The 18,674-nt window shown below is 71.6% G+C and carries 17 protein-coding genes; 8 read left to right on the top strand and 9 right to left on the bottom strand.

The genetic code is table 11. The annotated features are described in order from the left end of the window. The first annotated feature begins 29 nt into the window (after window positions 1-29). Window positions 30-2,837, top strand: coding sequence for a vitamin B12-dependent ribonucleotide reductase (locus ACWEN0_RS16400; RefSeq protein WP_451973844.1), 2,808 nt, complete (start codon window positions 30-32; stop codon window positions 2,835-2,837). A gap of 27 nt (window positions 2,838-2,864) precedes the next feature. Here ACWEN0_RS16400 and ACWEN0_RS16395 read toward each other — a convergent pair whose 3' ends face one another. From ACWEN0_RS16395 to ACWEN0_RS16380, 4 genes are read right to left on the bottom strand one after another with little or no spacing between them, the layout of a single operon-like run. After that, window positions 2,865-3,656, bottom strand: a complete 792-nt coding sequence (locus ACWEN0_RS16395; protein ID WP_451973842.1) for an isocitrate lyase/PEP mutase family protein — start codon at window positions 3,654-3,656, stop codon at window positions 2,865-2,867. Continuing rightward, entirely contained in the window at window positions 3,653-5,104 is a 1,452-nt protein-coding gene (locus tag ACWEN0_RS16390; RefSeq protein WP_451973840.1) for an MFS transporter, read from the bottom strand. Before ACWEN0_RS16390 ends, ACWEN0_RS16395 begins: the two co-directional genes overlap by 4 nt. A 1-nt stretch (window position 5,105) precedes the next feature. After that, on the bottom strand, window positions 5,106-5,420 hold the full coding sequence (locus ACWEN0_RS16385) for a VOC family protein (RefSeq protein WP_451973838.1): 315 nt from the start codon (window positions 5,418-5,420) through the stop codon (window positions 5,106-5,108). Continuing rightward, window positions 5,417-5,575, bottom strand: coding sequence for a ribbon-helix-helix domain-containing protein (locus tag ACWEN0_RS16380; RefSeq protein WP_451973836.1), 159 nt, complete (start codon window positions 5,573-5,575; stop codon window positions 5,417-5,419). Before ACWEN0_RS16380 ends, ACWEN0_RS16385 begins: the two co-directional genes overlap by 4 nt. Window positions 5,576-5,676: 101 nt before the next feature. Here ACWEN0_RS16380 and ACWEN0_RS16375 point away from each other — a divergent pair, with 101 nt between their 5' ends. Further along, the gene (locus tag ACWEN0_RS16375) at window positions 5,677-6,411 is read left to right on the top strand and encodes a ferritin-like domain-containing protein (RefSeq protein ID WP_451973834.1); all 735 of its coding nucleotides are present in this window, start codon (window positions 5,677-5,679) and stop codon (window positions 6,409-6,411) included. A gap of 147 nt (window positions 6,412-6,558) precedes the next feature. Here ACWEN0_RS16375 and ACWEN0_RS16370 read toward each other — a convergent pair whose 3' ends face one another. After that, window positions 6,559-8,571, bottom strand: a complete 2,013-nt coding sequence (locus ACWEN0_RS16370) for a prolyl oligopeptidase family serine peptidase (protein WP_451973832.1) — start codon at window positions 8,569-8,571, stop codon at window positions 6,559-6,561. A 172-nt stretch (window positions 8,572-8,743) separates the two neighbouring features. Between ACWEN0_RS16370 and ACWEN0_RS16365 the strand changes: the two genes are divergently transcribed. Then, complete coding sequence (locus ACWEN0_RS16365; protein ID WP_451974303.1) at window positions 8,744-9,691, top strand: neutral zinc metallopeptidase; 948 nt, start codon at window positions 8,744-8,746, stop codon at window positions 9,689-9,691. Here the strand turns inward: ACWEN0_RS16365 and ACWEN0_RS16360 are convergent. Next, window positions 9,684-10,256, bottom strand: coding sequence for a TIGR03086 family metal-binding protein (locus tag ACWEN0_RS16360; RefSeq protein ID WP_451973830.1), 573 nt, complete (start codon window positions 10,254-10,256; stop codon window positions 9,684-9,686). The two genes, ACWEN0_RS16365 and ACWEN0_RS16360, sit on opposite strands and share 8 nt — an antisense overlap. 77 nt (window positions 10,257-10,333) lie before the next feature. Here ACWEN0_RS16360 and pdxR point away from each other — a divergent pair, with 77 nt between their 5' ends. From pdxR to ACWEN0_RS16345, 3 genes are all read left to right on the top strand, one after another. Next, complete coding sequence (pdxR, locus tag ACWEN0_RS16355) at window positions 10,334-11,740, top strand: MocR-like pyridoxine biosynthesis transcription factor PdxR (RefSeq protein WP_451973828.1); 1,407 nt, start codon at window positions 10,334-10,336, stop codon at window positions 11,738-11,740. Further along, complete coding sequence (locus tag ACWEN0_RS16350) at window positions 11,737-12,159, top strand: hypothetical protein (protein WP_451973827.1); 423 nt, start codon at window positions 11,737-11,739, stop codon at window positions 12,157-12,159. The genes pdxR and ACWEN0_RS16350 overlap by 4 nt, the downstream gene beginning before the upstream one ends. Window positions 12,160-12,261: 102 nt before the next feature. Then, window positions 12,262-12,693: a CBS domain-containing protein gene (locus ACWEN0_RS16345; protein ID WP_451973825.1), complete on the top strand. Its 432-nt coding sequence runs from the start codon at window positions 12,262-12,264 to the stop codon at window positions 12,691-12,693. A 71-nt stretch (window positions 12,694-12,764) separates the two neighbouring features. Here ACWEN0_RS16345 and ACWEN0_RS16340 read toward each other — a convergent pair whose 3' ends face one another. After that, complete coding sequence (locus ACWEN0_RS16340) at window positions 12,765-14,324, bottom strand: DUF4139 domain-containing protein (RefSeq protein ID WP_451973823.1); 1,560 nt, start codon at window positions 14,322-14,324, stop codon at window positions 12,765-12,767. An 83-nt stretch (window positions 14,325-14,407) separates the two neighbouring features. Between ACWEN0_RS16340 and ACWEN0_RS16335 the strand changes: the two genes are divergently transcribed. Next, window positions 14,408-16,213 carry a Xaa-Pro dipeptidyl-peptidase gene (locus tag ACWEN0_RS16335; RefSeq protein ID WP_451973821.1) on the top strand — a complete coding sequence of 602 codons (1,806 nt, stop codon included), beginning with the start codon at window positions 14,408-14,410 and terminating at the stop codon, window positions 16,211-16,213. Continuing rightward, window positions 16,213-16,851: a YdcF family protein gene (locus tag ACWEN0_RS16330; RefSeq protein ID WP_451973819.1), complete on the top strand. Its 639-nt coding sequence runs from the start codon at window positions 16,213-16,215 to the stop codon at window positions 16,849-16,851. The genes ACWEN0_RS16335 and ACWEN0_RS16330 overlap by 1 nt, the downstream gene beginning before the upstream one ends. Here the strand turns inward: ACWEN0_RS16330 and ACWEN0_RS16325 are convergent. Further along, complete coding sequence (locus ACWEN0_RS16325) at window positions 16,848-17,489, bottom strand: response regulator (protein WP_451974301.1); 642 nt, start codon at window positions 17,487-17,489, stop codon at window positions 16,848-16,850. The two genes, ACWEN0_RS16330 and ACWEN0_RS16325, sit on opposite strands and share 4 nt — an antisense overlap. Beyond that, window positions 17,486-18,598, bottom strand: coding sequence for a sensor histidine kinase (locus tag ACWEN0_RS16320; protein ID WP_451973817.1), 1,113 nt, complete (start codon window positions 18,596-18,598; stop codon window positions 17,486-17,488). Before ACWEN0_RS16320 ends, ACWEN0_RS16325 begins: the two co-directional genes overlap by 4 nt. Between the last annotated feature and the right edge of the window lie 76 nt (window positions 18,599-18,674).

Genomic DNA, 18,674 nt, shown 5'->3' with positions numbered 1-18,674 from the left:
GTCCCGCTGCGGGAGTGAGGGTTCGACCGATGACCGAAACCGTGGGAACCGGGGCCGGCGCGGCCGCCGGCAAGAAGAGCAAGGCGGCCGGCGGGCTGAGTGTGAAGCGCGTCTTCACCACCGAGGGCAAGCACCCCTACGACCAGGTGACCTGGGAACAGCGCGACGTCGTGATGACGAACTGGCGCGACGGCTCGGTCAACTTCGAGCAGCGTGGCGTCGAGTTCCCCGACTTCTGGTCGGTCAACGCGACGAACATCGTCACCAGCAAGTACTTCCGCGGCGCCGTCGGCAGCCCGCAGCGCGAGCGCAGCCTCAAGCAGCTGATCGACCGGGTCGTGAAGACGTACGTCAAGGCCGCGCGCGACCACGGCTACTTCGCCACGCCACAGGACCTCGAAATCTTCGAGCACGAGCTCACCTGGATGCTGCTGCACCAGGTCTTCAGCTTCAACTCCCCGGTCTGGTTCAACGTCGGCACGGCGTCGAAGCAGCAGGTCAGCGCCTGTTTCATCCTCGCCGTCGACGACACCATGGAGTCGATCCTCAACTGGTACCGCGAGGAGGGCCTGATCTTCAAGGGCGGCTCCGGTGCCGGCCTGAACCTCTCCCGCATCCGCTCCTCGAAGGAACTGCTGACCTCCGGCGGCACCGCGTCCGGGCCGGTCTCGTTCATGCGCGGCGCCGACGCGTCCGCGGGCACCATCAAGTCCGGCGGCGCCACCCGGCGTGCGGCGAAGATGGTCGTGCTCGACATCGACCACCCGGACATCGAAGAGTTCGTCCAGACGAAGGCGCGCGAGGAAGAGAAGATCAAGGTCCTGCGCGACGCCGGGTTCGACATGGACCTCTCCGGCGCGGACATCTCTTCCGTGCAGTACCAGAACGCGAACAACTCGGTCCGCGTGTCCGACGAGTTCATGCAGGCGGTCGAGAACGGCACCGACTTCGGCCTGCGCGCCCGGCTCACCGGCGAGGTGATCGACCGGACCGACGCGAAGAAGCTGTTCCGCAGCGTCGCGCAGGCCGCGTGGGAGTGCGCCGACCCCGGCATCCAGTACGACGGCACGATCAACGACTGGCACACCTGCCCCGAGTCGGGCCGGATCACCGCGTCGAACCCGTGCAGCGAGTACATGCACCTCGACAACTCGAGCTGCAACCTCGCCTCGCTGAACCTGCTCAAGTTCGTCACGCCCGAGGGCACGTTCGACGCGCCGCTGTTCGCGCGCGCCGTCGAGTTCGTCATCACGGCGATGGACGTCTCGATCTGCTTCGCGGACTTCCCGACCGAGCCGATCGCCGACACGACGCGCAAGTTCCGCCAGCTCGGCATCGGCTACGCGAACCTCGGCGCGCTGCTGATGGCGCTGGGCCACGCGTACGACTCCGACGGCGGCCGCGCGCTCGCGGCGGCGATCACGTCGCTGATGACCGGCGTTTCGTACCGGCGCTCGGCGGAGATGGCGCAGGTCGTCGGCGCGTACGAGGGCTACGCGCGCAACGCCGAGTCGCACCAGCGCGTGATGCGCAAGCACGCGGCGGCGAACGAGCTCGTCCGCACCTACCACTCGAACGACGCCGCGGTTCGCGCGCTGGCGACCGAGGAGTGGAAGAAGGGCATCGACATCGGCACGAAGCACGGCTGGCGCAACGCGCAGGCGTCCGTGCTCGCGCCCACCGGCACCATCGGCTTCATGATGGACTGCGACACGACCGGGATCGAGCCGGACTTCTCGCTGGTGAAGTTCAAGAAGCTCGTCGGCGGCGGCTCGATGCAGATCGTCAACCAGACGGTGCCGCGCGCGCTGGAGGCGCTGGGCTACCCGGCCGAGCAGGTCGAGGCGATCGTCGAGTTCGTGGCGCAGAACGGTCACGTCGTCGACGCGCCGGGGCTGCGGCCCGAGCACTACGAGGTGTTCGACTGCGCGGTCGGCGAGCGCTCGATCGCGCCGATGGGGCACGTCCGGATGATGGCGGCGGTGCAGCCGTTCCTGTCGGGCGCGATCTCGAAGACGGTCAACATGCCGGAGTCGGCGACGGTCGAAGAGGTCGAGGAGATCTACTTCCAGGGCTGGAAGCTGGGCCTGAAGGCGCTGGCGATCTACCGCGACAACTGCAAGGTCGGCCAGCCGCTGTCGACGGCGAAGAAGGAGTCGGCGGTCGCCGAGCCGGAGAAGGTCGTCGAGTACCGGCCGGTGCGCAAGCGCCTGCCGAAGAAGCGCCCGAGCCAGACGGTGTCGTTCACGGTCGGCGGCGCGGAGGGCTACCTGACGGCGGGCTCGTACCCGGACGACGGCCTCGGCGAGATCTTCGTCAAGCTGGGCAAGCAGGGCTCGACGCTGGCCGGCGTGATGGACGCGTTCTCGATGTCCATTTCGGTCGGTCTCCAGCACGGCATCCCGCTGGAGTTCTACGTCTCGAAGTTCTCGAACCTGCGCTTCGAGCCGGCGGGCATGACGGACGACCCGGACATCCGCATCGCGACGAGCGTGATGGACTACCTGTTCCGCCGCCTGGCGCTGGACTACCTGCCGTACGAAAAGCGTTCGCAGCTGGGCATCCTGTCGGCGGACGAGCGTTCGGCGGAGGTCGAGGCGAGCTACGGCACACCGGACCTCGAGACCCTGCGTTCCACAGTGGACTCTTCTCCGGAACCGCACGCGGAGCAGCCGGAGGCCCCGCACCGCGAAGCCCACACGACGACGGAGCTGATGGAGCTCCGCCTCGGCAAGGCAGCGGACGCCCCGCTGTGCATGACGTGCGGAACGAAGATGCGCCCGGCAGGCTCGTGCTACGCCTGCGAAGGCTGCGGCTCGACCTCCGGCTGCAGCTGACGACCGGGGCTGCGGCAGGCGTCCGGCTCAGTCGAACGCCTGCTGCAGCTCGGAGATCGGCGGCAGCTCGCCGACGAAGCCGAACCGCCCCGCCAGCATCTCCCGCGCGCCGTCCATGAAGGACTTCAGCGCCAGGCGGGACAACGCCGCGCCGATGCTGATGCGGCGGACGCCGATCTCCGCCAGTTGTTCCAGGGTGATCGACGGGTCCGCGAAGCCCATCACCACGTTCACCGGCTTGCCCACCGACGACACCACCGCGCGCATCTCGGCGAGCGTGCGCAGGCCGGGCGCGTACAGCACGTCCGCGCCCGCTTCCTCGAACGCCTGCAGGCGCTTGATCGTGTCGGCGAGGTCGTCGATGCCCAGCCACAGGTTCTCGCAGCGCGCCGTGAGCACCACGCCTCGCGCCCGCGCCGTCTCCACCGCCGCGCGGACGCGGTCGACCGCCAGGCCGAACTCGTAGATCGGCGAGCCGCGGTCACCCGTGTGGTCCTCGATCGACGCGCCCACCGCGCCCGCGTCGGCGGCCGCGTCGATCATCTTCGCGGCCTCGGCCGGGTCGTCGGCGAAGCCGTTCTCGAGGTCCGCGTTCACCGGCAGCGGCGTCGCGTCGGCGATCTCGCGGATGTTGGCGAGGATCTCCGCCCGGGTCGCGCGGGTCCGGCCCACCACGTTGGCCACGCCGAGGCTCGTCGTGGCCAGAGCTTCGTAGCCGAGGCCGGCGAGCAGCCGGGCCGTGCCGGCGTCCCACGGGTTCGGCAGCAGGAAGGGTTCGGGGCGCTCGTGCAGCGCGCGGAACGCGTCGGCGGTCGTCATGCGTCCAGCTTCGCGCCCCGGCCGCCCTCGGACAAACGCGGAGTTTTCAGCCTTCGGGGACGCCGCCCGCGGGCCGCGGACAGGACCGCCGCGGCGAGCATGACCACCGTCAGGGTGGTGAACGCCGTGCTCAGCCCGTCGGTGAAGACCGTCGCGAGTGGACCGTCCAGGCGGGCCGAGCCGACGAAGATCGCGAACGCCGTGCCGCGCGGGATCGCCTGGGCGGCGACCAGGATCGCCGTGGTGAACGAGAACACCATGCCGATGCTCGCGAACGTCCGCAGCACACCCGACGCGATCCCCAGCCGCTCGGGCGGGCAGGCCTTCATCACCGCGGAGCTGTTGGCCGGGTAGAAGAAGCTGCCGCCGATCATGATCACGACGTTCCCGACCGCGGGCAACCACAGCCCGCTCGTCGTGGTCATCCGGGCGAAGAGCACGAGGGCGACGACCGAAAGGCCGAGCCCGGCCGTCGCGGGCAGTGCCGGCCCGACGCGGTCGGCGAGCCGGCCCGCCCACGGGCCCACCGCGGCTCCGAGCACGTACCCCGGCAGGAGCAGCAGCGACGCGTCGATCGGGCTCAGCCCGCGGGGCCCCTGCAGGTACATGATCACCAGGAACAGCACCGCGAAGCTGCCGAGCCCCTGAAGCAGCGACGCCAGCAGCGACGGCGCCACGGCCGGGATCCGGAAGAGCGACAGGTCGACGGTCGGGTCCGGGTGCCGCAGCTCGACGACCACGAAGACGCCGAGCAGCAGCAGACCGCCGGCCAGGTAAGCGAGGTGTGTCCAACGCGGGGGTTCCGCGGCCAGCGACGTCATCGCCCACGACACGCCGAACAGGCCCAGGCCGAGGGTGAGCATGCCGGCGACGTCGAGCCGGCGGCGCGTCCGCTCGCCGCGGTCGTGCAGGACGCGTACGGCCAGCGCCAGCGCGACCGCGCCGATCGGCAGGTTGATCCAGAAGATCCAGCGCCACGACACCGACGTCACGATGATGCCGCCGAGCAGCACGCCGATCACGGAGCCGACCGAGTAGCCGAGCGCGTTGAAGCCGTAGGCGCGGCCGCGCTCGGCCGGTGGGTACAGCTCGGAGATGATGGCGCCGCTGTTGGCGGCGATCAGCGCCGCGCCGAGGCCCTGGACGATCCGGAACCCGATGATCGACGCCGCGTCCCAGGCCAGCGCGCACAGCACGGAGCCGCCGACGAACACCGCGAACCCGGCCCGGTACATCCGCACCCGGCCGAACAGGTCGCCGAGCCGCCCCAGCTGCGTCGCGAGCACGGTGACGACGAGCAGGTAGCCGATGACCACCCAGGTGACCGCGGACAGCGAGATGTCCAGGTCGGCCTGGATCGCGGGAAGGGCGAGCACGACGATGGTGCCGTCGACGGCCGCGATGAGCACGCCGGTCATCACGACGAGCATGCCCAGGGTGCGGTGCACGTCAGCGCCCGGCCTGGAGGATCCACTCCCGCCCGTCGGGGTCGCGGACGGTCATCTCGCGGGTCCCGAAGTGCGTGTCCTCGAAGGGGGAGACGACCTCGACGTCGGGGGTCACCTCTTCGCCCTTGAGGACGATCTTCATCCCGGTCGGCCGGCTTTCGGGCACCTCGGCGACGAACACGTAGGGCCCGTCGCCGTTGCGCAGGAGCCCCGAGTTGTGGTCGGTGGCGAAGTCGAGCTCGAACCCGAGGGCCTGGAAGAACTTGGCCGCCTTGCCCCAGTTGTGGGTCTCGAGGTACACGGCTTCGATGGTCATCGCTGGTCTCCTTCGGTGTTGGCCAGGTACTGGCGCAGTGCTTCGGTCACGAGGGCCGAGAGGGATTGCCCGCGGTCGACGGCGTGGTGCTTGACCTCCCGGATGAGGTCCACGGGGAGGTACACGTTGAACTGCTTGACGTCCTTGTCCGCCATGACAGGATGCTAGCATCCTATGTAGCTAGCACGTCAACCTTCACCGGATCTCCACCGGAGCCGCCCGGAAAATCCACAGGCGCGCGGCAGGATCGGACCCGATGAACTGGTTGCGGGAGTTCGAAGCGGAAGCGGAGCGGCGACGGCGCCGGGAAGGCCCGCCCTGGGCGCGCGGGGCCCGGCTGCACCCCGACGTCGCGAAGAGCGTCCAGCGGTTCCAGGTCGGCGAAGCCGGGGACGGCGCCAACCTCATCTCGAAGGCCGGCGGTGGCGACTACCTCGCCGCCGTCAAGCTCTTCGTCGCCGAGGAGCAGAACCACGCCCGGATGCTCGCCGAGCTGCTGGGCGCGGCCGGCGTGCCCACCATCGCCACGCACTGGACGGACGCGGTGTTCGTGTGGTTGCGCCGGGCGCTCGGGCTGCGGCTGGAGCTGATGGTGCTGCTCATCGCCGAGGTCGTCGCCCTGCGCTATTACCGCGCCCTGCGCGACGGCACCGCCGACCCGCTGGTCACGCAGGTCGCCGCCCGGATCCTCGCCGACGAGGAACGGCACGTGCCCTTCCACTGCCACCGGCTGCGGACCGGCTTCGCGGGCTTGTCGAAACCGGCGCGCGCCGCCGTGTTCGCGGCGTGGCGGGTCCTGCTGCTCGGCGTCGCGGTCACGGTCGCCGCCGACCACGGCCCGGCACTGCACCGCCTGGGCGTCGGACGGCTCGTCTTCGTCGCGGACGTCCTCACCGCCTTCGAGGCCGCCCTCGCGCGGATCCGCGGCGAAGAGCCGAAACCGAAGCCGCGATACGTCCCGAAGCGCGCGAGGCCGCGCGGGCTGGTCTAAAGCAGGCTCGCCAGTTCTCGCAGCGACGCCGTGATCCGCTCCGGCGTCACGCCCCGCGCGCTGGTGCAGGTTCAAGTCCGGGGCGAGCGGGGCCAGCAGGACGTCGGCCAAGACGTCCGGGTCCGGGGCGGTGCTCGCCGGGTTCGTCTACTTCGTGAGCTGCTCCCACAGGAACTCGAACACCAGCGCCCACTTGAACGCCAGCTGCTCGTTGTCGGCCGCGGCGCCGTGGCCGCCCTCGATGTTCTCGTGGTAGCGGACGTCGTGCCCCTGCTCACGCATGCGCGCCACCATCTTGCGGGCGTGGGCGGGGTGCACGCGGTCGTCGCGCGTCGAGGTCACGAACAGCGAGGGCGGATACTTGCGTCCACTGTGGACGTTCTGGTACGGCGAGTACTTCGAGATGTACTCCCATTCCGCGGCCTCGTCGGGGTCGCCGTACTCGGCCATCCACGACGCACCGGCCAGCAGCTGGTGGTAGCGGCGCATGTCCAGCAGCGGCACCTGGCTGACGATCGCGCCGAACCGCTCCGGGTAGCGCGTCAGCATGACGCCCATCAGCAGGCCGCCGTTGCTGCCGCCCTGGATGCCGAGCTTCTCCGGCGTCGTGATGCCGCGCTCGACGAGATCGGCGGCCACGGCGGCGAAGTCCTCGTACACGCGGTGCCGCTCGGCCTTGATCGCCTGGGTGTGCCAGCTCGGCCCGTATTCGCCGCCGCCGCGGATGTTCGCGACGACGTACGTGCCGCCGCGCGCGAGCCAGCCGCGGCCGATCATCCCGCTGTAGGACGGCGTCAGCGAGACCTCGAAGCCGCCGTAGCCGGTCAGCAGCGTCGGCCCGCCTGCGGCGCCGGACGGCCGGACGACGAAGTACGGGATCTTCGTGCCGTCCTCCGACGTCGCGAAGTACTGCGCGACGCTCATGCCCGAAGCGTCGAAGAACGCCGGAGCCTGCTTCAGCACTTCGACCTCTTCGCCGACGTGGCCGTAGCTGAGTGTCGACGGCTGGAGGAAGCCGCTGGAGTCGAGCAGGTACTCGTCGCTGACGTCGGGGTCGGTGTCGAAGATGTCCGCGCTGCCGAACTCCGGGCCGCCCGCCAGGGGCTCCTCCGCCCAGCCGTCCGGGCCGGGCGTCAGGGTGCGCAGCTCCGTGCGGACGTCGCGCAGCGTGCCGAGCAGCAGGTGGTGGCGGGTCCAGGCCCAGTAGTCGAGCGAGGTGTGGTCGTCGGGCGTGAAGAGCGTCGTGAAGGTGCGCTCGCCGCCCATGAAGTCGTCGAAGCGGATGGCGATCAGCGACCCCGCCGGGTGCTCGGTGCCGCCGACCGCCCACGCCGTCCGCGGCCGGACCAGCAGCCATTCGCGATGCACGGACGCGCTCGCGTCGTCCGGGACGTCGATCTTGACCAGCGCCCCGGGCGTCCGCAGGTACAGCTCGGAGCGGTAGAAATCGACCGCGCGGCTGACGAAGTCGCGCTCGAAGCCTTCGGTCGGGTCGTGCGACGCGCCGATCGAGACGTCGTCGGGCTTGCCCTCGTACACCGTGACGGCTTCTTCGATCGGCGTGCCGCGGCGCCACTCCTTGGCCAGCCGCGGGTAACCGGAGCTGGTCAGCGAGCCTTCGCCGAAGTCGGTGCCGACGTACACGCGGTCCTCGTCGATCCAGCCGATCCGCGTCTTCGCTTCCGGCAGGGTGAAGCCGTCTTCGACGAACTCGTGCGCGTCGAGGTCGAACTCGCGCACGACCGTGGCGTCCGCGCCGCCGCGCGACAGCTCGACGAGGCCGCGCCGGTAGTCCGGCCGCAGCACGGTCGCGCCCTGCCAGACCCAGTTTTCGCCCTCGGCCTCGGCCAGCGCGTCGACGTCGAGCAGCAGTTCCCACTCGGGCTCGGCCTGCCGGTACGACTCGAGCGTCGTCCGCCGCCACAGGCCCCGGGGGTGGCTCGCGTCCTGCCAGAAGTTGTAGAGGAGCGCGCCGCGGCGGCGCACGTACGGGATCCGGTCGTCGGCGTCGAGCACCTCGCGCAGCTCGTCCCGCAGCTCGGCGAACCGCGCGCCGCGGGTCAGCTCGGCGAGCGTCTCGTCGTTGCGGGCGCGCACCCAGCTCAGCGCGTCATCGCCGGTCACGTCTTCCAGCCACAGGTACGGGTCCTCGACACTCATGCCGACAGTTTCGTCTCCCCACGGTCCCGCCGGCCACCTGACGGCGTTTTCGTTTCGTGATCCCGGCCTCTCCGGTGGTCCGTATGCTGGTCGCACTGAGCAGGGGGAGAACGTGAACGACACCGACGGCCCGGCTCCGCCGGGAGATCCCGGGCTGCCATCACCGCCGCCGATGGCGGCCCGGCTCCCGGAACCCGCGTGGACGCCGGAGCCGAACCCGTGGGCCCCGAACTGGGCCGCCGCGCCACCCGTCCCGATCGCCCCGCCGCGCAGCCGGCTCTGGGGTGCCGTCGCCGGCGTCCTGGTCGTCGTGCTGGCGATCTCGCTGATCGCGGCCACCATCCCGCACCGGGTCGACGGCCACGCGCTCGTCGCGCAGGGCGCCGACACCGGCCGGGCCTACAGCGGCGGCTCGGAAGTGAAGCCCGTGCCGGAGCTGGCCCGCAACCCGCTGCTCGCCGACGACATCACGCCCGGGCCCGCGACCTGCGCCCTGCCCGACCTCGGGCGGGCGGCCGACCAGCTCAAGGCGTACTACGACCGGCTCGTCGACTGCCTGGCGGAGTCCTGGCGCCCGGCCCTGGACAAGGCGAACGAGCCGAGGCTGCTCGCCTTCGTCTCGGTGAAGCTGCCCGAGCACAGCGCGTGCGGCGCGGCGCCGACGGAGAACGAAGCCGTCGCCTACTACTGCGGCGGCGACACGACGATCTACGCCCCGACCGACTGGATGCTCTCGGACGCCGGGCTCAACAAGGCCCGCCACATCGCGACGATCGCCCACGAGTACGGCCACCACGTGCAGCGCGAGAGCGGCATCCTGTCCGCGGCGGCGGACAAGATGACCTCGCCGAACGAGGACAGCGCGGCCGACAAGGAGGTCGTCCGCCGCATCGAGCTGCAGGCGAACTGCTTCGGCGCGCTGTTCCTGGCCGCCGTCGCCGGCTCGGGTTCGATCAGCCGTTCCCTGGCCAACGCCGCCGTCGCCGACTACGGCCGCGCCAACGACAGCGACACCCACGGCTCGCGCGCGCACCAGCTGTCCTGGGCGAAGGCCGGCTACGACGGCCGGACGACGAAGGCGTGCGACACGTGGAGCGCGCCGGTCGCCGACGTCAGCTGACGGTCCAGGCCGGGTCGCGGCCGAGCAGGGCGAGGAACCGGTCGAGTTCGCTCGTGTCCGCCTCCGTTCGGACGCTGGGCGCGAACGAGCCGTTCTTCTCACGGCCCTCGTCCGGGATGCGCTCGGCCAGCTGCAGGGCGGCGTGCACGGCTTCGGCGTCCGGCTCGTAGGGCAGGCCGAGCGTGCGGGCCAGGTCCCAGCCGTGCGCGACGGTGTCGACCAGGTGCATGTGCGCGGCGATCGTACCCGGGAACGTGCCGAAGTGGTTGATGGCGAGCTGCCGGTCCAGCACGGCGTCGTCGGCCATGGCGTCGAGGAAGTCGTCGACGGACGCCTGGTAGGCGGCCCGGGCGTCGTCCCCCAGGTCACCGGCTTCCCAGTCCGGCGCCGAGCCGGCGCGGGCCGCCGTGGCGAAGGCGTGGTTCTCGCTGACCTGGTGGCGGAGGAGGTCGGCCAGGGTCCAGCCGGCGCAGGGGGTCGGGCGGGCCAGGTCGGCGGGCGTGGTCGTGGCGACGAGCTTGTCGAGGACGAGCAGGCTGCGGCGGTCGAGTTCGCGGAGATCCATGCTTCGCACGCTAAGCGGCGGAGCGGACCACGAACAGTGCCAAATCCGGCCTAGATCAGGTGTGCCAATCTGGAGGCGTGGACGTGCACATCGACCTGGCCGGGACCCGCGGGCACCGCGACGCGATCTACCGGCAGCTGCGGGCGGCGATCCTGGACGGCCGGATCCGGCCGGGGGAGGCCCTGCCGCCGACGCGGGAGCTCGCGCAGCGGCTGGCGGTCTCCCGGACGACGGTCAGCGCGGCTTACGACCGGCTCACCGCCGAGGGGTTCCTCGAGGGCCGGGTCGGCGCGGGCACGTTCGTCACGGCCTCTTCCCTGACCCGCCCGGCGCCGTCCTCGGTCTCGGGGGTCCGTCCGCTGCCGGAGTGGGACGCGGTCCCGGCGCCGCCCGCGCCGTTCGCCCCGGCGCCGGAGTTCGACTTCCGGCCCGGCGTCCCGGACCTGACGCGGTTCCCGTTCGACACCTGGCGGCGGCTCGTCACGCAACGGCTGCGGGCGGGCCAGGCGGACCTGATGACGTACGGCGATCCACAGGGGCTCGCTGCGCTGCGCGAGGAGCTCGCGCGGCACGTCGGGGTGTCGCGGGACGTGCGGGCGAGCGCGTCGCAGGTCGTCGTCACGGCCGGGGCCCAGCAGACGACGGACTTGGTCGGGCGGGTGCTGCTGCGCCCGGGTGACCTGGCCGCCGTCGAGGACCCCGGCTACCCGCCGCCGCGGCTGGTGCTGGCCGCGCGGGGCGTGCGCGTGGCGCCGGTGCCGGTCGACTCGCACGGCATCGTCGTCCGGGCGATCCCGGCGGGGACGCGGCTGGTGTACGTGACGCCGTCGCACCAGTACCCGCTGGGCCTGTCGATGTCGCTGGAGCGGCGGCTGGAACTGCTCGACTGGGCCGAGCGGAACGACGCGGTGCTCGTCGAGGACGACTACGACACCGAGTTCCGCTACACCGGACGGCCGCTGGAACCGTTGCACAGCCTGGATTCCCGCGGCCGGGTCGTGTACGTCGGCTCGTTCTCGAAGGTGCTTTCGCCGGCGCTGCGGCTGGGGTTCCTCGTCGCTCCGCCGTCTTTGGTGCCGGCGCTGGTGAAGGCGCGGTACCTGACGGACTGGCACGCGCCGAACGTCGAGCAGGCGGCCCTGGCGGCGTTCATGGCCGAGGGCGGCTTCGCGCGGCACGTCCGGCGGATGCGGAAGGTCTACCGCGAGCGGCACGAACTGCTGTCGTCGCGCGTCGGCGAGTTCCCGTTCCTGACGCTGCTGCCGTCTTCGGCTGGCCTGCACGTGAGCGCGGTTTCCTCGGCGGACCTGTCGCCGCTGGTCCGCCGCGCCCGCCGGGCCGGCGTCCGGCTGTACTCGCTGGGGGACTTCGCCGTGGGCGAGCGCCGGCACGGGCTGGTGTTCGGCTACGGTGCGATCGCGGCCGAGCGGATCGGGCCGGGGCTGGCCCGGCTGCGGGCGCTGGCGGACGGGGGAGCGGCATGACCGACGACGTGCTGGTGGCGATCGACGCCGGCCTGCGGCAGCACATCGGCGGCGACCGCGCGGGCGCATACGCGACGTTCACGGCGTTGTGGGCGTCGATCGGCCCGGACGGCGAGCCCCTGCACCGCGTCGCGCTCGCGCACCACATGGCCGACGTCTGCGACGACCCCGCGGAAGAGCTCGAGTGGGATCTGCGTGCGTTGACGGCGGCGGGCGCGATGACCGACACGGCGACCGCGCGGGGGTTCTACCCGTCGCTGCACCTCAACCTGGGTGAGGACTACCGCAAGCTGGGCGACGAGCCGGCGGCCCGCGAGCAGCTGGCGCTGGCGCGGTCCTGCCTGGCCGCCCTGGGCGACGACGACTACGCGACGGGAATCCGCCTGGCCCTCGACGGCCTGGCCGAACGCCTGGGCTGAATCGTTTTCAATACCACGAAAACGCCCCGTTTGCCGGACTTTCGCGCACGTCCCGGCGCCCTTACCCTGTGGTGATCCAGCTCACCGACGGGAAGGATCGCCATGCGGATTGCGGATCTGCTGCGCAAGAAGGGGTCGGCGGTCGCGACGGTCACCCCGGAGACCACGGTGACCACGCTGCTGGCCGGCCTGGCCGAGAAGAACGTGGGCGCGATGGTGGTGGTGGCCCCGGACGGCTCGATCGCGGGGATCGTCTCGGAACGCGACGTGGTCCGCCGCTTGAACGACCACGGCCCAGCCCTCCTGGACGGCCCGGTGTCCTCGATCATGACCACGCTGGTGGCCAGCTGCACCCCGGACGATTCGGTGGACCAGCTGTCGGTCCTGATGACGGAGCGCCGCATCCGCCACGTCCCGGTACTCGCGGACGGCCGGCTGGCGGGAATCATCTCCATCGGGGACGTGGTGAAGAACCGGATGGAAGAGCTGGAGAAGAGCCAGGAACAACTGGAGGCCTACATCTCCCAGGGCTGACGTTACGACGCGAGTGCCGGCTTCACCCGACTATGCGGGGTGAGGCCGGCCTTCCGCTTTGATGGGCTCACTCACTCCCGCCAGCCGGAGAGTTCCACGCCCTTCGCCACGTCCACCCGGTACGAGAGCTTCACCTCGCCAGTCTCGCCCGGTGCCAAGGTCAGCTTCCACGTCAGCTCGCCCAGCTCCGACGTCTCCACCGGCTCCGGCGACGTCTTCACATCGCGGACCGTGATCCCGTCGTCCCGCGAGACCGGCGCTTGATCCAGCACCGTCACGACCGCCGAACGGGGGCCGTGGTTGCCGACCGAAATCCGGTACTCCGCCTCACGCCGCCGCTGTCCCGACAACGCCGCCTTCGAAGCCGTGCGCCGGACCAGCTCGCGTTCGACCCGGATCCGGTCGTCCACTCCCAGCGCCAGCTCCAGCTCTTCCCCGGGAGCCCAAGCCTCCAAAACGGTGGTTCCGACGAACTCGGCGTCGTGGAACACCGAAGCCCGACCCGGTCGCAGTGCGACGGACGAGGTGTTCACCACCGTGGCCCGCAGATAAGCCTCTTCCGCCAGCACCGGTGCCGTGACGTACCCCAGATCAGCCGTCAGCGATAGCTGCGCCAACGTCGTCCGGTGCCCCTGGGCCCCCGACGGTACCGCCACCGGACGCGACGGCCGGTACGTCACCGCCGTCGTGCCCTGCTCCACCGCGGCCAGCTTCGGGGCCATCGGTGCCGCGGCCAAAGCGGCGAAACCCCTCGCCCGCGCTCCCTCGGGGATGCCGCCGCCGGACCCGCCGTAGGCGGCCGCGGGCGCAGCCGGGGCCGGAAGGAACCGGTCCAGGTACCACGGCGAAAGTTCCGGCACCACCACCGAAACCGCCGGCCGCGCGGTCGACAATGCCAGCTCGCACTCCGGCCAGTCCTCGCCCGTGTGCTGGGTGACCAGCCCGTACGACATCACCGTCACGTCCGTGCCGCGCACGCGGACGTCGTACCCCGGCTCCCAGCTCGCACCGGGGACCACATAGGACAGTTCCAGCTCCGCCGAGCCGGCGGTGTCCGAGATCTCCAGCTCCACCACCACCGACGTACTGTCCTCTTCGGACCGAGCGCTGTGGGACTCGATCCGCCGGTCCAAGGCTGCGAGATCCTCGCGCAAGCGCGTGATCCGGTCCGAAAGCACCCGCCGCGCCTTCAACGCCGACGCCAGCCGCGAACTCAGCGCGTCAGTCACCTCCGCGACGCGCGACGGCTCGGCGGTCCCGGCCGCCAGCGCCTTCGCGAAGCTGCCACCGCTGCGCTTCGCGAGCGAAGTCAGCAGATCGACCTTCATCGCTTCGGCCGCTTCGTCGTCCACGACGCCGTCGAGCGTGGCTTGATCCGCGCGCCGCTGCTCCACCAACGCGCGCAACGCCGCGTCGGCCGGGGAGGCGTGCCGTTCGGTGCGGACGTCGACGCCGGCGATCAGCGCGGGTCCGGTGCCCGTGACGCGCACCGATGCCGGGTCGAGGGCCAGCGGCAGCCCGGCGAAGGTCAGGCGGGGCCCGCCGTCGAGCGCGGCCTTGCCCCGGCGGGTGATCCGGGCCTGCTGCGGGTAGACGGTCACGGCGGCGATCGGCGCTTCCACGGTCGGCATGCCCCCGACGTTAGTCGCTTGACACTCCCGAGGGCGGAACGGAAGTCTCGGCAGTCGTCCGCTTCGCCCGGCTTGGGGGTTTGATGAAAGCCGCACGAACCGCAGTCCTGCTCCTCGCCCTGGCGACCCTGCCGCTCACGGCGGTCACCGCCGAAGCGGCCCTGCCCGCCCCGGTGTTCTCCGGCGGCCAGGCCCAGCCGGTGTTCGACCCCGCCGACGTCATCCGCGAAGACGTCTGGGTCACCGCGCCCGTCGACAGCGACCACGACGGCCAGGACGACCTCGTGCACGCCCAGGTCGTGCGCCCGCGCGCGACGCAGCAGGGCCTGAAGGTGCCCGTCGTCTACCAGGCCAGCCCGTACTACGCCGGCGGCAACGACGTCGCGAACCACGACGTCGACGTCGAGCTCTACGCACCCGGGTACGCCCGCGGCCCGGAAGGCCCGCGCGTCGCCGCGCACGGCGTCGGCCCGGCCACCCCGATCACCTGGCGCTACCAGGACTACTTCACCGCGCGCGGATTCGCCGTCGTCTACGGCGAATCGCTGGGCACCGGCCTCTCGACCGGCTGCCCGACGACGGGTGACGTCAACGAGACGATCGGCGCGCGGTCGGTCGTCGACTGGCTCAACGGCCGCACCGCCGCGAAGGACGCGAACGGCGCCGCGGCGAAGGCCGACTGGAGCACCGGCAAGACCGGCATGATGGGCGTGTCCTACAACGGGACGCTGCCCAACGCCGTCGCGAGCACCGGCGTCGAAGGCCTCGAGACGATCGTGCCGATCGCCGCCATCTCCAGCTGGTACCAGTACTACCGCAACGACGGCGCCGTCGTCGCGGCCGGCGGCTACCAGGGCGAGGACGCCGACGTGCTCGCCGAATACGTCTACACCCGCGCCGACCGGCAGGTCTGCCGCCCGGTGATCGACGGCCTCACCCGCGACCAAGACCGCGTGACCGGCGACTACACGCCGTTCTGGGACGTCCGCAACTACCGCAACGACGTCGCGAAGGTGCACGCGTCGGTGCTCGCGGTGCACGGCCTCAACGACTGGAACGTCAAGACCGACCAGGTCGCCGAGTGGTACGAAGCGCTGAAGGCCCACGGCGTCGAGCACAAGATCTGGCTGCACCAGTCCGGCCACGCGGACCCGTACACGCTGCGGCGCGACGTCTGGCTCACGACGCTGAACAAGTGGATGTCGCACTACCTCTACGGCATCGACAACGGCATCCAGAACGAGCCGAAGGCGACGATCCAGCGCGAAGACCTGTCCTGGGTCGACGAAGCGGACTGGCCGGCGCCGACGACGGCCGACGTCCGCGTCTACCCGTGGCCGGGCGGCAAGGCGAAGGGCACCCTCGACACGCGCAACCCGGTGCCGGGCACCGCGGCCGTCGAAACCCTGGCCGACGACTCGTCGAAGACGATCGAGCAGCTGGCCGGCCTGGCGTCGTCGGGCAACCGCCTGCTGTACGCGACTTCAGCGGCGAAGCAGGCTGTACGTCTCTCCGGGACCGCGCGCGCCGACTTGGCGCTGGCCTTCGACCGGCCCGCGGCGAACGTCTCGGCGATCCTGCTCGACCGCGCCCCCGACGGCACGTCCCACGTGATCAGCCGCGGCTGGACCGACCCGCAGAACCGCACGTCGCCCGCCCGCACCGAGCCGATCACGCCCGGGAAGACGTACAAGATCGGCGTCGAGCTGATGCCGAAGGACTACGTCCTCGCGGCGGGCCACCGGCTGGAGTTCCTCCTCGCCTCGAGCGACCACGACTACACACTGCGGCCGAAACCGGGCGCGGGCCTGGCGCTCGACCTGACGAAGACGTCGGTGACGCTCCCGGTCACGGGGGGCAAGCCGGCGCTGCGAGCCGCGTTCGGCTGATGCTGCCGGACCACCTGGACGCCGACGTCCGCACGTTGTGGGAGTACCACGACCTGCGGCACGCACCACGGCGCTCCGACGTCGGGATCGGGCTCGGCAGCCGCGATCCCGGCGTCGCCGTCCACACGGCCGAGCTGTTCCGGGCGGGCCGGTTCCCGCTCGTCGTCTTCACGGGCGCCAACGCGCCGACGACGGTCGAGCGCTTCCCGCGCGGCGAAGCGGTCCACTACCGCGAAATCGCGCTGGAGCTGGGCGTCCCCGACGACGTCATCCTGGTCGAGCCCGCGGCGCGCAACACGGGGGAGAACATCGAGCTCACCCGCCGGCTGCTGGCCGGGCGGGCGATCCGGTCGGTGACGCTGGTGACGCGGCCGTACCAGCAACGCCGGGCCTACGCCACGGCGAAGCGGCGCTGGCCCGGCGTCGACGTCGTGTGCGCGTCCAAGGCGGTGTCGTTCGAGGACCACCTCACCGGCGAAGAGGACGCCGAACGGGTGATCAGCATGCTCGTCGGCGAGACCCAGCGGATCACCGCGTACGCCGAGCGGGGTTTCGCGATCCCGCAGGCGATCCCGGCGGGCGTGGCGCGGGCGTTCGGCCGGCTGGCCGCGGCGGGGTTCACCCAGCGACTGCTCTAGTCCGCGATGCCCGCCCGGTAGGCGAAGGCGACCGCCTGCGCGCGGTCCCGCAGCCCGGCCTTGGTGAACAGGTGGTTCACGTGGGTCTTCACCGTCGCCTCGCTCACCACGAGCGTGCGCGCGATCTCCGTGTTCGACAGCCCCGCCGCGATCAGCCGCAGCACCTCGATCTCGCGGGCGGTCAGGCCTTCGATCTCCTTGACCCGCTTGGGCGTGCTGCGGGTGGCGGCGTCGACGAGCCGCCGCTGCAGCTCGCCGTCCACTGTGGACTGCCCGGCGGCGGCCGAGCGCAGGGCCCTGGCGATCGCCTCGGCGTCGGCGTCCTTCGTCAGGAACCCGCGGGCCCCGGCGCGCAACGCGGCCAGCAGCGACTCGTCGTCGGCGTACGTGGTGAGCACGACGACCTCGGTCCCCGGGTGCTCGGCGCGGATCCGTTCGGTGGTCTCGACCCCGTCGCAGCGGGGCATCCGCAGGTCGACCAGCACGACGTCGGGGTGGTGCGCGGCGACGAGGTCCAGCGCGGCCAGCCCGTCGGCGGCGGCGCCGACCACCTCGACGCCCGGCAGCAGCCCGAGCAGCGTGACCAGGCCTTCCCGGACGACCGCCTGGTCGTCGGCCAGCACGACGCGCAACGTCACGCCGGCACCGTCAGGTGAATCCGCCATCCGTCCTCCCCCGGCCCGCTCTCGAAGCGCCCGTCGAGCAGCGCGACCCGTTCGCTCATCCCGCGCAAACCGTAGCCTGCCGCCGGCGCGTCCGGCGGGCGCCTGCCCTGCCGGTCGGCCACGGTCAGCGCGACGCTCCCGGAGCCGTAGTCCAGCGTTACGTCGACGTCGGCCTGCGCCGCGTGCTTGCGCGTGTTCGCCAGCGCTTCCTGGACCGCGCGGACCAGGGCGGTGCCGACCGCCGCGTCGAGGTCGCGAGGCTCGCCCTCGACGGTCAGGTCCGCCCGGGCGCCGCTGTCGAGCCGGTACGCGGCCAGCAGGTCCGCGATCGTGCGTTCGACCGGGACGGCGTCTTCGCGCAGCGCGGCGACGGCTTTCCGAGCCTCGGCGAGGCCTTCCGACGCCAGCTTCTGCGCCCGTTCGATCTGCGCGACGGCGTCCGGGCTCGCCCCGTCGCGCACCAGCATGAGCCGGGCGCCCTGCAGGTTCAGCGAGAGCCCGGCCAGCGAATGCGCCAGGACGTCGTGCAGCTCGCGGGCGATGCGGGCGCGTTCGGCGAGGGCGGCCGCGCGGGCGTGCTCCTCGCTGGCGGTCTGCGCGCGGGCCAGCGCCAGCTCGGTCTGCTCGATCTTGGCCAGCCGGGTCCGGCGGTTCAGGCCGAGCAGGACGATCACGGCGACGATCGCGTACGTCGGCAGCGCACCGCCCCAGGCGTGGTGGTAGCCGGCCCAGAACGTGATCGCGGCCAGGTCGATCGCGACGGCGAGCACGATCGGCACCGCCGGCTGCCGGATCACCACGAAGAAGGTGGTGGCGAACATCGTCACGGAGGCGAAGCTGTTCGGCACGACCGCCCACAGCGCACCGGCGGCGCCGATCACGGCGACGGTCGCCACGGGCAGCAGGCGGCGGCTGCCGACGTCGTAGATCCACAGCAGCGGCAGCGACAAGACCAGGGTGATGCCGATCAGGATCCAGGCGAGCGCGTTCGCGCGGGGCATCGCGGCGAACATCGGCACCGCGACGAACCCCCAGCGCACCCAGTCCTGGACCTGGGGGAGCCCGGCTCGTCTGCTGATCATCCTCGGTGCCTCCGCTGGGTGCTTGTACGGAAAATGTACCGACGGGGGCTTCACTGTGCGGTGTCGAGATGTCCCG

The organism is Amycolatopsis sp. NPDC004378 (assembly GCF_053602455.1).
This window is presented reverse-complemented; position numbering and strand designations above follow the sequence as displayed.